Below are 15,133 nucleotides of genomic sequence, written 5' to 3' on the forward strand. Positions count from 1 at the left end.
ATAATACGATGAAACGTCTTATCATTATCATATTAGTACGTAATGAATTCTTTAAAGTTCATCTCTTTATTTATAAGGTAGATTTTAGTCATAAAGAAGATCAACATTAACGTTAGTCTAATCCTTACGACGAGAAACAAGTGTCAGCACTTAATAAGCCATCTAATCTTTCATTTTCCCTTTAACTCTATTTTATTTTGCATCATTAAAAGGGTTTAATTAATGGTGCTAACATTGTCTCCAGCCCATTTAATTTAACTTCATACATCAAGGCTAATTGTTCGCCTAATTTGCCTTCAGGAAAACCTTTACCATGAAACCACACTAAATAAGGTTCAGGTAAATGGATCAGCTTTCGGCCTGCGTATTTGCCAAATGGCATCGTTTGGTTAATCGCATCACTAAGGGCTTTAGGGTTATCTAACATGTTGTATCCTCTGAACAAATTTTAACTAATTTAATTAAATGACTTAATTGTAATTTAACCTCTGCAGCAGTCATACTAAAACCAATATTCAATCTAAAGCAATGTGGGTACAAACCTAACGTACTAAAGCTATTACCCACACGTATATCTAGTTTCTTTTGTATGCCAAGCTCTCTTAATTTAGACGTATTAAGATCAGCAACCTCAATCCATAAAACAAAACCACCAGCAGGTTGACTAATTTTACTGTTAACGGGTAAATGCTGTTGTAAATAAGCAATAAACTGCAATGTTTGTTGATGTAAGTGTAAACGTACTTTTTTAAGGTGATTGATATAATCACCACGTTGAATAAAATCAGCAATAGCAAGCTGTAGTGGAGATGTCACACCTTGATTTGCAAATAAACGTTGTTGTAAATAAGCCTGTAAATACCGTCCTGGTAAACACCAGCCTAAACGATAGCCTGCAGCAATGGTTTTAGAAATAGAACCACACCATAGGATATAACCCTCTCGATCCCAATGTTTTGCAGGTAATGGAATCACCTTTTCATAACCTAACTCAAGATAGACATCATCTTCAATAATGGGAATTTTATACTGAGTCGCTAATTCAACAAGTTTTTGCTTTTGCAGCGAACTCATTGACGTTCCTTGTGGGTTCATGTGTGAAGTACAAAACAAACCTGCTTTTATCGCCCCTAATTGCATCTGCTTTTGTAATTGTTCAAGGTCAATACCCTCGACAACCGAAGGGATCTCAACCACACGCCGCCCCATCACACCTAATAATTCTAATAAACCAGAAAAACACGGTGAACTGATAGCAATAGCATCACCGACTTCTGTGGTGATTTCAATGGCTGTTCTAATCGCATCTAAACAACCATGTGTGATCACGCACTCTGCAGCAGAAAAGTGAAAATCAACCGTTTTAAAGTGCTCACTCAAGTTATCACGTAATATTATTTCTCCTTGTGGATTAGGATAATGACTAAGTCTATTGCCTTGTTGTTTCATTGCACGCCGAAAGCTTTGTTGTAATTTATCCACAGGCATTAAATTAGGATCGTAACGTGCAATGCCAAATGGACAGGGATCAACAAACGGATTATACAAAGCAGGTAATTGCGGCTGTGTAATAGCACTTTGAAAGCGAATAAAAGTAGGCGTTTGCAGTTTTTCAACTAACAATGATTTTTTAGCGACGTAATACCCTGACTGTGGCTTTGCTAGTAACCATCCCAAAGACTCTAAATATTGATAGCAATTTAACGCCGTTGTCATGCTGACATTATGTAATTGTTTAAAGTTACGCAATGAAGGCATTTTACTGTTTACAGCAAGTTGCCCAGATTCAATCTGTTGCACACATTGTTTAGCTAATTGTTTATAACGCATAAATTGTACCGCTTTATTTTTAAATTTTTGTATCTGTTATCTTTTTTAGTTTGTTTGATAATACACATAAGCGCAAGAACACATTATGTAAACTAAAGGGTCAGTAATGAAAAAGAACGATTTGATACTAGGTATTTTAGTCATGATTGTCTGGGGGTTAAATTTCTCAGTGATCAAGTTAGGCGTAAACGAAATTGATCCTTTGTTATTAACGGCATTAAGGTTCACTTTAGCAACATTACCCGCTATATTTTTTGTCAAAAAACCAGATGTCTCATGGTGGTACCTGATCGTTTATGGCTGGTTATTCGCGATTGGTATTTGGGGTATGGCTACGTGGTCTATCCAAGCAGGGTTAAGTGCCGGTATGGCCTCTGTTCTATTACAGATGAACGTGGTATTTGGTTTATTCTTAGGTTGTTTTTTATTAAAAGAGCCGCTTCCTCTCAATAAAGTGATTGGTAGTGGTATTGCTTTAGCAGGTTTATTATTAAGTTTAACCGTAACAGATGGTTCAGTAACGCAATTAGGATTCATGCTAATTTTATTCGCTGCTATATCGTGGAGTTTAGCGAGTATTACGGTCAAAAAAGCAGGTACAAAACAGGTCTTTGCATTTAGTTTATGGGCCATGGCTTTTGCGCCTATTCCTCTGTTCTTAATCGTCTACTTTCAATCAGGTAGTGATGCTTTCGTACAATTATCAACACAGTTTAATGAGCGTGTTATTTTCTCGGTGTTATTTCAAGCTTATCCGGTAACTTTATTGGGCTATTGGATTTGGAACCGACTACTAGTTACCTATCCACTAACGACTGTGGCCCCACTGACCTTACTCGTTCCTATTTTTGGTTTATTAGGAGGTGTTTTTTTTTATCAAGAAGAAGTTGGAATAATTAAGTTAGTTGCAAGTTTGTGTGTGATCAGTGGCATTTTAATTGGCTTTGTTAATGTTAGAAAACTTAAGAAAATTTAAAAGTAGAGACCATTAATAATCACTCACTTTATAGATCATAAAAAGTAGGTACACTAGCTCGCAATGTTAATTATTGATTGAGAAGTTTATGTCCTACCAAGCTGCTATTTTTGATATGGATGGCCTACTACTAGATACCGAACGTGTTTGTATGCAAGCTTTCGAACAAGCTTGTGTACAACTATCACTGCCTTTTGTTAAAAGTGCTTATTTGAAAATAATTGGTCGCAATGCCAAAGGGATTGAAGAAGCAATTATGTCTCATTATGCACAGTACATTGAGTATGCACCTTTACGTAAAGCTTGGATGGATGGTTACTGGCCTGTCGTTGAAAACCACGCTATCCCAGTAAAATCTGGCGTCATTGATTTACTAGAATGGTTTAAAGCACAAAACATTCCCGTGGCTGTTGCGACTTCAACACACAATAAGTTAGCAGCGACTAAGTTAAGACTGGCTAAAATAGATCATTATTTTGAACATATCAGTAGTGGTTGCGAAGTCACTCATGGCAAACCACACCCTGAGATTTTTTTGTTAGCAGCAAAACGTTTAAATGTTCCAGCAGAACAATGCTTAGCTTTTGAAGATTCAAGTAATGGGGTTTTATCCGCGCTAGCAGCAAAAATGCAAGTTTACCAAGTCCCTGACCTAGTCATACCAGATCAGGAGATCATTGCTTTAGGCCATCAAATTCAACCATCACTTGATGTTGTTTTAACTCAGCTTAAACACCAGAAAAAAGCTGATTAATGATGAAAGCACCTGCTGTATGATAGCTGCTTTATTTGGTGTCTGTATTGGTTGGCATTTGATCAACAAAAATAAGTTGATCGGTTGAAAAACCATATTCAGCGGCAGTATTAATAAAGTCTTGCTTCACTTCATCACTTATCTGTGGCGTACGAGATAGCAACCATAGATATTCGTGGTTATAGCTACTAATGAAAGCATACTGATAATTTACTTGGTCCATTTTAAAAATAATGTACGAACCATAAAATGGGCCAAAGAAAGACACTTTTAAGTGGCCAGTGTTTTTATCATCAACAAAGTACGCTTTACCAACCGCTTCTTTCCATTCTTTATCTTCTGCAGAGTATCCTTTGTTAACGACTTTAATGCCGCCATCATCACGCATTGAATAAGTCGCTGAAACTTGTTCAAGTCCACGTTCAAAGGAGTGGTCTAAACGTGCTATTTCAAACCAAGTCCCTAAGTAACGCTCACTTTCAAAATTTTTAACGGCTTTCATGCCATCTGGAACGCCTGTACAAGCTGTTTGTAATAAAATTGCTGCGATTAATAATAAGAATTTCATTTTTACCCCCTAATAATTAAGCCATCATAGATTTATATAGCTTAGTACGTATTAGTCTCAGATAAAGCTCACCATGACACATTCTTTTTCAATAATTCTACATTGCGTAAGCGTATATATTCTCTTGGCGTAATGCCGCTCCAACGTTTGAAAGCGCGTACAAAATTATTGGCATGAGTATAAGAAAGCTTTTTCGCTAACACCTCATAATCATGTATATCTTGCTCAATCAAATCACATGCTTGCTGAAAACGTACTTCATCGAACACCTGTCGTAATGAAGTGCCTTGAGCATGTAACTTTCTTTTTAAAGTGCGAACACTCGTATTTAAAATAGAAGCTATATTTTCAGCTAACCATCCTTGCCCAAAGTAATTTTGCCTTAGGAGTAACTTAAAACCTTGTACAAAAGAGTCTGGAATATAATCAAGGCCAGACGGCTTAGAAAGCTTGGTTTCTAATGAACGTTCCTTTAATAAGATATGATCGATTGCAATTGCAGAGTAGGGTTGCCCTAATATAATGTCAGCGTTTTTAAAAAAACGAGACTGTTCTATTCCAATTGCTTGATTATCTTGTAGCTTTATTTGTTTTGGGATCCAACCCGGGCCAGCATAATGTTCGATTAGCATGCAAATTAAACTCATTACATGTTGTTCAACTTGCCATTGGTTATCTTTAACATAAGGGTGTTGAGGACGACAAATCCAAATGCACTGTTCGCTTTCTTTGATCCAAAAATAGTTATTATTATGGTGCAAACTAATTTCTTGGATTAAAAATTGTAAGGCCTGATAAAGATTTTCTGCTTTTAACAGTTGCTCAGTGAATTCACCATATTGTGACAAATGGCTCTGCTCTGTTAAAGATGTCGCTAAGTGCGGCATATTATTGAACTCAGCAGCGAGTTCTAAAAAGTGCCAGACTTTATTTTCTAGAATCAATTGGTTAGGTTCTATTAATAAATCTAGGCTTAACTCTGCTTGCTCAAGCAAAGACTCTACTGGCATCGATAAAGTTTGCATATACTGAATAACAGGACTTAGGTGACTTGCTCTAATCAAATGTAATCGCGTTGGCATTTTACCCCTCCATGTTGATGAATCAGAATTTACTTTTTAAGTAAAAAGCGTATTAAGCGCTAAAGCAGTATAAACATTAATTGTTAATTCCCTATCGATTAATACCTCAAAAAGGGTAATTAAATTTAAAATTGACCATTAACTTTCATTTTTGTCATTTTGATCGCTTAAAACACCTTACAGTTGAAAGTAGTTATTAATATCAAATAAAACAAGGCATTAGACAATAATGGAGAAAACCCTCTTTAGCTTGATCGATAAGGATAGGTTATAAAATAGAAGCGTTTATCTTTTTTCATTAATGTAGCCAAAAACGTATCATTAGACTGATAACACACGAGTGACTGTTTAAAAGAATCAATAATCCATCGATTGATTAACTTAAATAAGAATAAATAATATTGAATGCTTGAAAATATATCATCACAAAAAAAGTGTTTAGTGCGGCAAGGAGTTATCTTAAAACATGTTACGTTTCAAACGTTAACCCAAAGAAGCTAGTAATCTCAAGGCTTCTAGGCACATTGATTGATAGGATAAAAACAATATAAAAATTGCTTATAGCATTTCTATTCGTATAATGCGTTGCTAAATTTACGTTTCAGTTCGTAGAACGAGGAAAAAAACATGTCAAATACTGTTGTTTGTGCTTTATATAGGTTTGTTGATCTAGCAAATTACGAAGAGATCCAAACCCCACTACTTAATATATTAAATGCAAACCAAGTTAAAGGCACTTTGTTGTTAGCAAGTGAAGGTATTAACGGTACGATCGCAGGCGATCAAGAAGGTATCGATAATGTGCTCAACTGGTTAAAATTTGATCCTCGTTTAGCTGAGCTAACGGCGAAGTTTTCATTTGATACAGAAAACCCTTTTTACCGTACTAAAGTAAAACTTAAAAAAGAAATCGTGACGATGGGTATCGAAGGTATTGACCCAAATCGTGTTGTGGGCACTTATGTAAAACCAAAAGATTGGAATGCCTTAATAAGCGACCCTGAGGTTTTATTGGTTGATACGCGTAACGATTACGAAATCAGTATTGGTACTTTTGAAAATGCAGTTGACCCAAAAACAACTAATTTCCGTGAATTTCCAAAATACGTAAAAGAAAACCTTGATCCTGCAAAGCATAAAAAAGTAGCTATGTTTTGTACTGGTGGTATTCGTTGTGAAAAATCAACAGCTTACTTGAAAGAACAAGGTTTTGATGAAGTTTATCACCTTGAAGGTGGCGTGCTTAAGTACCTTGAAGAAGTGCCTGAAGAAGAAACGATGTGGAAAGGTGAGTGTTTTGTCTTTGATAATCGCGTATCCGTTAACCACCAATTAGAAAAAGGTCAATACGACCAATGCCATGGTTGTCGTTTACCTATTACTGAAGAAGATAAGAAGTCAGAAAAGTACATGCAAGGTGTTAGTTGCCATCAATGTCACGACAGTATATCTGAAGAGCAAAAACAGCGTTTCCTAGAACGTGAAAAACAAATCCGTTTATCACTTGAACGTGGGCAAGCGCACATTGGCTCGGAAGCGGTAACGCAACTAGAAGAAAATAAAGCCAAAAAACAAGCTCAAAAAGAACAACAACGCGAAAAAGTGTAGCTTGTAAATAATACCAACAGTTAGCCTTAACTGTTGGTAGCTTCCTGCTTATGCTATACCAATCACACTCATTAACTGATCTATTTTACTTGTTAAAACAACTTATTTTTTCGTTGTAAACTTCGTAAATGAAACAACCATTTAGCTCAATTTACGCCTTAAACTAAGTCATTTTTCCTGCGAAAAACTTAGAACACTTATTGAATGTAATTGGTATTACCTTCCTTAGATTTAGATATTACCTTCTGTATCATCACTTTAAAACAACAATACTATCGGTCTAATCGCGATAAATCAGACTAAGATTAAATTAATATTTTGAATTTTTGCTTAATAAGCAAACCACTACTACAGTCTCTAGCCATGAAATTATTGGCTTTATTGAAAACAAACCAACAGTGGCAACAAACATAAATAACAATTTCATCATAAACCATAAAAATACATCAAAACTGCTCAATAAAGTTCAACTTTATTGAAAGATCGCCGATAGTAATAAAATAGAACTCAATTCAAATAATAAAAAAGTAAGTTCTTAGTAAAAAATATGAACCAATAACACCCATTTTTATGTATTTTCAATGAACTCTTATTTTTATCAAGAATATCGATCTGCTATTTAATGACATTTGCATAAATAACTTATCCTTTTTATAAAAACAGAATGCTTTTTAATTTAATAGCGGTACTTAATATATGTTAGAACAGATCCTAGAGATTTTTCATTATAATGAATCCAGCTTGTTTGTACTCTCCAAGTACAATCCATGGCTTGTTTTATTATCAATATCTATTGCTATTCTTGCTTCTTTTATGGGCTTTCAAGTTGCTCATCAAGCACAATATGCTGCACCTCTACGTAAAAAAATATCTCTTATTATTGGTAGTATCGTTTTAGGTGGTGGTGTTTGGTCAATGCACTTTATTGGCATGCTAGCACTCGATCTTTGTACTAATATAACCTATCAAATAGATACGACACTAATCTCCGTTTTTCCTTCTATTGCGGCATCTTGGGTAACACTTAATTTAATAACTCGTAAAGAAATAAAGGGTTGTCAATTAGTGTTTGGAGGAATACTAGTTGGTTCGGGTATCGGTGCGATGCATTATATTGGAATGGCAGCAATGGAAATGGCGCCGTTGCTACGATACGACCCTATTATGTTTATCATTTCTATTTTAGTGGCTGTTGTTCTTGCCATATTAGCGTTATGGATCAGCTTTGGTTTAGATAAGCATAGTGATCCTCGCTTTAACAAAAATATAAAAATAGCTATTTCAAGCTGCGTCATGGGTGCCGCTATTACTGGTATGCATTATGTTGGCATGGTTGCGACTCGCTTTGTATTACCGCCAGGTATGGAACTTTCTGAGCAAACAAGTGAAATTTCCACGATATTAGCGTTAAGTGTCACGGGTATTACCGTTGTCCTTATCTTCATCGTTTTAGGCGCGAATATCATTTTTCGCCATAAAGATATTTCGGCAAAAGCGATGAATAATGAACGTCGTTTAATCGCAACAATGGACACGGCAATAGATGGCATTATAACCATTGATTCAAAAGGTATTATCATTAGCGTCAATAGTGCTGTATCGGTTCTATTAGGTTGGCAGTCTGAAGAGCTTATTGGCAAAAATGTTAAAATGATCGTGCCAATGCCTAATCAACAGAGTAATGACCAGTTTATTGATAATTATCTACAAACAAGAGAAGCTAAAATTATAGGCAAAGCCCGAGAAGTAGACGCGCTTACTAAAGATGGTGTGACAATCCCAGTGCGCCTCGGTATCGGGCATGTAGAATTAAATAATGAGCACATGTTTGTTGCTTTTATTTCTGACTTACGCGAGCGAAAAGCAATGGAAAGTTCACTACGCAATAAAGAATCTAAAATTCGTTCTTTAGTTGCCAACATTCCTGGCGTTGCTTACCGCAATTTAGATGCTCCAGGCTGGCCTAGCATCTTCATTAATGATGAAGTAGAAAAGATGTTGGGCTACCCTGCCGAAGATTTTTTATTGCCTACGCCTAAACGTACCATTGCCGATTTTATACATCCTGATGATATACAAATGATTCTTGGTACTGATTTGTATCATGAAGATGGTTTCCAGCTTGAACTGAGACTTATTGACCGCTACAAAAATATGAAGTGGGTCCTCACTTATGGTAGAGCAGTGCAAGGAGAAACACCTGAAGATAGATACTTTGATGGTTTCATTATGGATATTAGTGATCGCAAAAAAATGGAATCAGCGTTAATTTCAGCAAAAGAAAAAGCAGAACAAGCCGCAACAACACGCGCAGCCTTTTTAGCAAACATGAGCCATGAAATCCGCACCCCAATGAATGCTATTATCGGCTTTAGTGATATTTTATTAGATGAAGAACTAAATAATAATCAAAGAAAACAACTTAATACGATTAATCAGTCTGCAAAATCACTTCTACATATTCTTAATGATGTACTTGATAGTGCAAAATTAGACAAAGGTAAATTCCAATTAGAATACCGTGATTTTTATTTAGTAGAAGAAGTCGATTCAGTAGTATCTACTTTGTGGCTACAAGCACAGCATAAAGGTTTACAAATTAACCTTAATATAGACAAAGACGCACAATGCTTCTATAACGGCGTGCCTGATAGATTAAGACAAGTGCTCACAAATATCATAGGTAACTCAGTCAAGTTTACAGAAGCAGGCAGTGTAACCATTACCATAAAAAATACTCAATTAGGCTTTTTACACTTTGCTGTTTCTGATACTGGTATTGGCATGACGCAAACTCAATTAGACTCTGTATTTGAACCCTTTGCACAAGCAGATGAGTCAATGAGTCGTCGCTTTGGTGGAACTGGTTTAGGAACAACCATTAGTAAGCAGTTAATTGAACTCATGGGAGGAACTATTTCTGCTACAAGTGAGAAAGGTAAAGGCTCAACTTTTGAATTCAGTGTTCCGCTTAAATTAGCTAATACTCCTACTCAATCAAAATTGAAAGAAATTTATACTGAGTTACCACAACTCAGCATATTAATCGTTGATGATATTGAACAAAATATTGATTTGATGAGTTTAATATTGAAACGTAATGATCACTCTTTTGCGGTTGCAAGAAATGGCGAACAAGCTCTGCATAAAATGAAAAGTGAGCGTTTTGATATTGTGCTAATGGATATTCAAATGCCAGTTATGGATGGATTAACAGCCTCAAAGAAAAGACGTGAATATGAAGTAGAAAATGGACTTCCTAGGCTACCTATTATTGCTTTAACAGCCAGTGTATTGCCCCAAGATAGAAAATCTGCTGAAGAATCTGGCATGGATGGTTTTGCTAACAAACCAATTGACCTTCGCCAATTATTAAATGAAATAGCGAGAGTATTAACCTTAAACAAAGCAATAGTTGATGTGAATGAGAGTAAACCAACACAACAAGTATCGATTGATATTGAGAAAGGAATTGATTTATGGGGTTCAAAAACAACGTTATTTAGTGAAATAATACAATTTTTAAGCCAATCTAAAGCTAATATTTCAGCGCTACCTCAACTCATCAAAAATGCGGAATGGGAATCAATAGAAAGTACTGCCCACAAATATAAAGGAGCAGCAGGAAACCTCGCATTAAACCGATTGATGTTAGCATTAACTTCGTTAGAAAGTGCAAGTCGTAAACATAAAGAAAAAGAAGCACTAGCATCGCTTGAGAGTATTGAATTTGAAATTAATTCAATCACTGAATGCACTAAAAAAATGAGTACCAGAACATATCAAGAAGTGAAACTAGAGAATACTTCCCATGCAGTGTTACTGGAAACACTATTAAAACTTGAAATTTCTGTTGAAAATAATGAATTTGATGACGATCAGTTAGATATATTACAAACTGTTCGTTCTGATTATAATAAAGACATTAAATCTATCATTACCGCATGTAATGACTTTGATTTTGAATTAGCTTTGAACCATATTAAAGTGCTTATTCAATCGCTAAAATCTGCTGTTTAAATAAGTGCAAACGAGTAATTTAGATGCCAAATAGTAAACAAAAAATACTTATTGTTGATGATGAACCTATTAATTTAAAGGTCTTAAACAATATTTTAAAAGACATTTATAAACTCATTTTCGCTAAAAGCGGCGCTGAGGCATTACGTTTAATTGAAAAAGAAAAGCCAGACTTAATTTTACTCGATGTCATGATGCCTGAAATGACTGGGTATGAAGTGTGTGAACACCTTAAACAAGATCCTGTATATAAAACAATTCCAGTTATATTCGTCACTGCTTTAAATGATGCCGTTGATGAAGCAAAAGGGCTTAATGTAGGAGCGGTCGATTATATTTCTAAGCCAGTAACCCCTGCCGTCGTAAAAGCACGAGTAAAAACACATTTGTCTTTAGTTGATATAGATGAACTGAAGCGCACTAGATTACAAGTCATTCAACGATTAGGTCGAGCAGCCGAATACAAAGATAATGAAACGGGTATGCACGTTATGCGCATGAGTCATTACTCTAAAGTCATTGCCTTAGCTTATGGTCATTCAGCAAAAGAAGCAGACGCATTATTTTTAGCCGCTCCGATGCACGATATAGGTAAAATTGGTATTCCTGATAGCATCATGCTTAAACCAGGAAAACTAACCGATGAAGAATTTTCAATAATGCAAAAGCATCCTGAAATAGGCGCTGAGATATTAGGTGAATCCGATTCAGATTTAATTGAATTAGCTAAAATAGTTGCAATGACACACCATGAGAAATGGGATGGAACAGGTTACCCTAATCAATTAAAAGGGACTGATATCCCAATTGAAGGCCGCATAGTTGCACTTGCCGATGTCTTTGATGCATTAACCAGTGTGCGCCCTTACAAAGAAGCATGGCCAGTTCAAAAAGCATTAGAGTTAATTCACTCTCAAAAGAGTAAACACTTTGACCCAGAATTGGTTGATTTATTTGAATCACAACTGGATAAAATTATCGAAATAAAAAACCGCTGGAAAGATTAGTCTTCATTGGGTTATTAATACACGATATTTTATATATTAAATATCAGTGAGTAATAATCCCATTTTTTATAAAAATAGTTGATCATTAAAAAGACTTCATTCATAAAATAAGCGATAATCCGCGCTTACAAAAATTCAAGTGCTTAAAATTCCACCAGCCTGTACTTGATTTACAAAAACTGTTTCAGGAAATTTAACTATGTCCCAAGTTGGCACTCTTTTTATTGTATCCGCCCCAAGTGGCGCAGGAAAATCGAGTTTAATCACAGCACTACTTGCTGAAAAACGAGATTACCCTGCTCAAGTATCAATTTCACATACAACTCGTTCACCAAGACCAGGTGAAGTGAATGGTGAACATTATCACTTTGTTACTGAAGCTGAATTTAAACAATTAATTGCTGAGAATGCTTTTTTTGAATGGGCTGAAGTATTTGGTAATTATTACGGTACCTCTCGTGTGACTATTGAGCAATCTTTAGCACAAGGTATTGATGTGATGTTAGATATTGACTGGCAAGGTGCTCGTCAAGTACATAGTGTGATGCCAAATGCGAAAGGTATTTTCATTTTGCCGCCAAGCCGAGCAGAATTAGAAGCGCGTTTAAACAAACGTGGACAAGATAGTGCGGAAGTTATCGCTAAACGCATGGAAAAAGCACAATCAGAGATGTCACACTATAATGAATACGATTATTTAATCGTCAATGACGATTTTGATACAGCTACACAAGAGTTTTCTGCTATTGTACGCGCATTGCGTAATGAGCAAGAAAAACAAGCGATTAAACACCGCGAAACAATCAGAGAGTTATTAGAAGTATAATCTCTATACTAAGATGCTGGATCAATTCGTATTTAGCACATATAATAACCGCCCTTTTTTATGTAATTAATTTTTGGAGTTCAGCAATGGCACGAGTAACCGTTGAAGATGCAGTAAATGTAGTAGGCAACCGTTTTGATCTAATCTTAATGGCTTCTCGCCGAGCTCGCCAGCTTGCTACTGGAGGTAAAACACCTTTAGTTGATCCAGAGAATGACAAACCAACCGTAATTGCTTTACGTGAAATTGAAGAAAATTTAATTACTAATGAATTAATGGATATTCAAGATCGCCAAGAAAGACATGAAAAGCAAGCGGCTGAATTAGCGGCTGTTGCTGCAATTGCAGAAGGTCGTGGTTAAACACCGAATAACCTTCTCAATTTAAAAAAACGCTGACCATGAAAATGCTCAGCGTTTTTTTATAAGTTTAAAATATTCAGGAATACATTTTGTTTACTCTATTATATCCCGCTCTTGCTATTTTGGTTGGCTTCGCCTTACTTATCTGGAGTGCAGATAAGTTTGTATTAGGGGCATCAAATACCGCACGCAGTTTTTCAATATCTCCCTTAATTGTAGGCGTTGTCATTGTCGGCTTAGGCACCTCAGCACCTGAAATGTTAGTGTCAGCGATCGCTGCGGCAGAAGGCAATACAGGCCTTTCAATTGGTAATGCTATTGGCTCTAACATTACTAATGTTGGCTTGATGTTAGGCCTTACGGCTTTATTTTACCCCTTACACATACATTCAAAGCTACTTAAACGCGAAATGCCTCTGCTATTAATCATTCTAGGATTGAGTTACTGCCTTCTTTGGGATCAATACCTTAGTTTTTTAAATGGCTTATTACTAATTGCCATGATGTTTGCGATGTTAGGGTTTACTATCTGGGAAGCCAAAAAACATAATGAAGATAGTTTAGCGCAAGAAATTCTAGACGAATTACCTGAAGAAGTAAGCAAAGGACACGCATTAAAATGGTTAATCATTGGTATTCTAGTACTGATAGGCTCTTCTCGTTTATTAGTATGGGGTGCTGTTGAGGTTGCTGAATACTTCAAAGTCAGTGACTTAATTATCGGCTTAACCGTTGTCGCAATCGGGACAAGTTTGCCTGAGCTTGCAACGACTATCGCAGCGGCACGAAAAAGAGAATTTGATTTAGCCGTAGGAAATATTATTGGCTCCAATATATTTAATATCCTCGGAGTAATGGCATTACCTGGCCTTATTAACCCAGGAAGTTTTGATGCAGCCGTATTAACACGTGACTACCCTGTTATGCTTGCTTTAACCGTTGTTTTAATCATTTTCTCTATTGCATGGCGTAAAGGAAAAACAGGAATATTAAGTCGACTTGAAGGAGCTTTATTATTAGCGGGATATCTTGCTTATATGTTTTGGCTGTATAAAGATACGATGGCAACTGCCCTCTAACGACTTGTGTATTAAGAGTAAGAATTGAGTTAATTACTTTTAAATGCCTAATAAAAAATAAGGCCGTAAACGACCATTAGTTTACGGCCTTATTTTTTTTGATAACAGATCAAAACAGTCATAATCCAAGAAACGCTTTAACCTCTCGTCGTATTTATTTAAAAAATGATGAGAGGCTCAAGATCAGACTTTAAAAATTATACTAAGTTACGTGCAGGTTTTGTTTTAGCATGCGTAATGTACAGCGTCATACCAGTAAAGACCAAGCCACCAACTATATTGCCTAAAGTAACCGGTAGTTGATTCCATGTTAACCAGTCCATAATAGTAAATTCTGCGCCTAACATCATACCGATTGGGAACAAGAACATATTAACAACCGCATGCTCAAACACTAATGCAAAGAAGATAAAGATAGGGAACCACATTGCTAGTGTTTTACCACTCACTGATTTTGAAACCATTGCGCCAACCACACCTAAACAAACAAACCAATTACATAAAACACCTTTCACAAAAGCCGTGATCCAACCATCCATACCGTGCGCAGCGAAACCAAGTGAACGGGCTGTTGATGCTTTAATAAAAGCTTGCCCTACCGCACCTGGTTCAACACTAAAATTCATAGTAAAGGTTAAGGTTATTAGAAAGGCGACGCTCACTGCACCAATCAAGTTACCTAAGCCAACTAATAGCCAGTTGCGTAATACCCCCGCTTTAGTCACCCCTTTTCGTTTATCAAATAATGCTAATGGCGCTAATGCAAAAACAGCCGTTAATAAATCAAATCCCATTAGATTTAACACAACAAACCCAACAGGAAAGACTAAAGCGCCCACAATCGGTAACCCTGTTTGAACAGCTGCGGTAATGGCGACAACAACCGCAACAGCTAAAATAGCGCCAGCCATGATGCCTCGCAGAATAGTGTCTCGAGTTGACATGAACACTTTATTTTCGCCTGCATCGATCATGGTTTGAACAAATTCAGCTGGTTTAATGTAAGACATAATTAAGTCCC

At 36.1% G+C, this 15,133-nt stretch carries 13 protein-coding genes; 8 read left to right on the forward strand and 5 right to left on the reverse strand.

The features are described from left to right. Positions 1–205: 205 nt before the first annotated feature. The gene (locus SP041_RS06470) at positions 206–427 is read right to left on the reverse strand and encodes a DUF3820 family protein (protein ID WP_025563471.1); all 222 of its coding nucleotides are present in this window, start codon (positions 425–427) and stop codon (positions 206–208) included. Further along, positions 421–1,830 carry a PLP-dependent aminotransferase family protein gene (locus SP041_RS06475; RefSeq protein ID WP_025563470.1) on the reverse strand — a complete coding sequence of 470 codons (1,410 nt, stop codon included), beginning with the start codon at positions 1,828–1,830 and terminating at the stop codon, positions 421–423. Before SP041_RS06475 ends, SP041_RS06470 begins: the two co-directional genes overlap by 7 nt. A gap of 106 nt (positions 1,831–1,936) precedes the next feature. On the opposite strand from SP041_RS06475, the gene SP041_RS06480 reads away from it, so the two are divergent. Further along, positions 1,937–2,806 carry an EamA family transporter gene (locus tag SP041_RS06480; RefSeq protein ID WP_025563469.1) on the forward strand — a complete coding sequence of 290 codons (870 nt, stop codon included), beginning with the start codon at positions 1,937–1,939 and terminating at the stop codon, positions 2,804–2,806. An 88-nt stretch (positions 2,807–2,894) separates the two neighbouring features. Further along, positions 2,895–3,560, forward strand: a complete 666-nt coding sequence (locus tag SP041_RS06485) for an HAD family phosphatase (protein ID WP_025563468.1) — start codon at positions 2,895–2,897, stop codon at positions 3,558–3,560. A 31-nt stretch (positions 3,561–3,591) separates the two neighbouring features. On the opposite strand, the gene SP041_RS06490 is transcribed toward SP041_RS06485, so the two are convergent. Continuing rightward, positions 3,592–4,128 carry a lipocalin family protein gene (locus SP041_RS06490; RefSeq protein ID WP_025563467.1) on the reverse strand — a complete coding sequence of 179 codons (537 nt, stop codon included), beginning with the start codon at positions 4,126–4,128 and terminating at the stop codon, positions 3,592–3,594. Between the two features lie 68 nt (positions 4,129–4,196). After that, positions 4,197–5,210, reverse strand: coding sequence for an AraC family transcriptional regulator (locus SP041_RS06495; RefSeq protein WP_025563466.1), 1,014 nt, complete (start codon positions 5,208–5,210; stop codon positions 4,197–4,199). 627 nt (positions 5,211–5,837) lie between these two features. Between SP041_RS06495 and SP041_RS06500 the strand changes: the two genes are divergently transcribed. From SP041_RS06500 to SP041_RS06525, 6 genes are all read left to right on the forward strand, one after another. Beyond that, positions 5,838–6,818 (forward strand): rhodanese-related sulfurtransferase, encoded by a 981-nt coding sequence (locus tag SP041_RS06500; RefSeq protein WP_025563465.1) that lies wholly within the window; start codon positions 5,838–5,840, stop codon positions 6,816–6,818. Between the two features lie 696 nt (positions 6,819–7,514). Then, positions 7,515–10,838 (forward strand): MHYT domain-containing protein, encoded by a 3,324-nt coding sequence (locus SP041_RS06505; RefSeq protein ID WP_025563524.1) that lies wholly within the window; start codon positions 7,515–7,517, stop codon positions 10,836–10,838. A gap of 23 nt (positions 10,839–10,861) precedes the next feature. Next, positions 10,862–11,845: a two-component system response regulator gene (locus tag SP041_RS06510; protein ID WP_025563523.1), complete on the forward strand. Its 984-nt coding sequence runs from the start codon at positions 10,862–10,864 to the stop codon at positions 11,843–11,845. 199 nt (positions 11,846–12,044) lie between these two features. Further along, entirely contained in the window at positions 12,045–12,671 is a 627-nt protein-coding gene (gene gmk, locus SP041_RS06515) for a guanylate kinase (RefSeq protein WP_025563522.1), read from the forward strand. 86 nt (positions 12,672–12,757) lie between these two features. Beyond that, positions 12,758–13,033 (forward strand): DNA-directed RNA polymerase subunit omega, encoded by a 276-nt coding sequence (gene rpoZ / locus SP041_RS06520; RefSeq protein WP_025563521.1) that lies wholly within the window; start codon positions 12,758–12,760, stop codon positions 13,031–13,033. Positions 13,034–13,122: 89 nt separating this feature from the next. After that, positions 13,123–14,112, forward strand: coding sequence for a calcium/sodium antiporter (locus SP041_RS06525; protein WP_025563520.1), 990 nt, complete (start codon positions 13,123–13,125; stop codon positions 14,110–14,112). Between the two features lie 197 nt (positions 14,113–14,309). Here SP041_RS06525 and SP041_RS06530 read toward each other — a convergent pair whose 3' ends face one another. Beyond that, the gene (locus SP041_RS06530) at positions 14,310–15,122 is read right to left on the reverse strand and encodes a formate/nitrite transporter family protein (RefSeq protein ID WP_025563519.1); all 813 of its coding nucleotides are present in this window, start codon (positions 15,120–15,122) and stop codon (positions 14,310–14,312) included. Positions 15,123–15,133: the final 11 nt, after the last annotated feature.

Source organism: Psychromonas sp. SP041 (assembly GCF_000470315.2).
Classification (GTDB): domain Bacteria; phylum Pseudomonadota; class Gammaproteobacteria; order Enterobacterales; family Psychromonadaceae; genus Psychromonas.

Coding starts and splice junctions, on each gene's coding strand:
- SP041_RS06470 (WP_025563471.1), bottom strand. CDS start 427: ATGTTAGATAACCCTAAAGCCCTTAGTGATGCGATTAACCAAACGATG.
- SP041_RS06475 (WP_025563470.1), bottom strand. CDS start 1,830: ATGCGTTATAAACAATTAGCTAAACAATGTGTGCAACAGATTGAATCT.
- SP041_RS06480 (WP_025563469.1), top strand. CDS start 1,937: ATGAAAAAGAACGATTTGATACTAGGTATTTTAGTCATGATTGTCTGG.
- SP041_RS06485 (WP_025563468.1), top strand. CDS start 2,895: ATGTCCTACCAAGCTGCTATTTTTGATATGGATGGCCTACTACTAGAT.
- SP041_RS06490 (WP_025563467.1), bottom strand. CDS start 4,128: ATGAAATTCTTATTATTAATCGCAGCAATTTTATTACAAACAGCTTGT.
- SP041_RS06495 (WP_025563466.1), bottom strand. CDS start 5,210: ATGCCAACGCGATTACATTTGATTAGAGCAAGTCACCTAAGTCCTGTT.
- SP041_RS06500 (WP_025563465.1), top strand. CDS start 5,838: ATGTCAAATACTGTTGTTTGTGCTTTATATAGGTTTGTTGATCTAGCA.
- SP041_RS06505 (WP_025563524.1), top strand. CDS start 7,515: ATGTTAGAACAGATCCTAGAGATTTTTCATTATAATGAATCCAGCTTG.
- SP041_RS06510 (WP_025563523.1), top strand. CDS start 10,862: ATGCCAAATAGTAAACAAAAAATACTTATTGTTGATGATGAACCTATT.
- gmk (WP_025563522.1), top strand. CDS start 12,045: ATGTCCCAAGTTGGCACTCTTTTTATTGTATCCGCCCCAAGTGGCGCA.
- rpoZ (WP_025563521.1), top strand. CDS start 12,758: ATGGCACGAGTAACCGTTGAAGATGCAGTAAATGTAGTAGGCAACCGT.
- SP041_RS06530 (WP_025563519.1), bottom strand. CDS start 15,122: ATGTCTTACATTAAACCAGCTGAATTTGTTCAAACCATGATCGATGCA.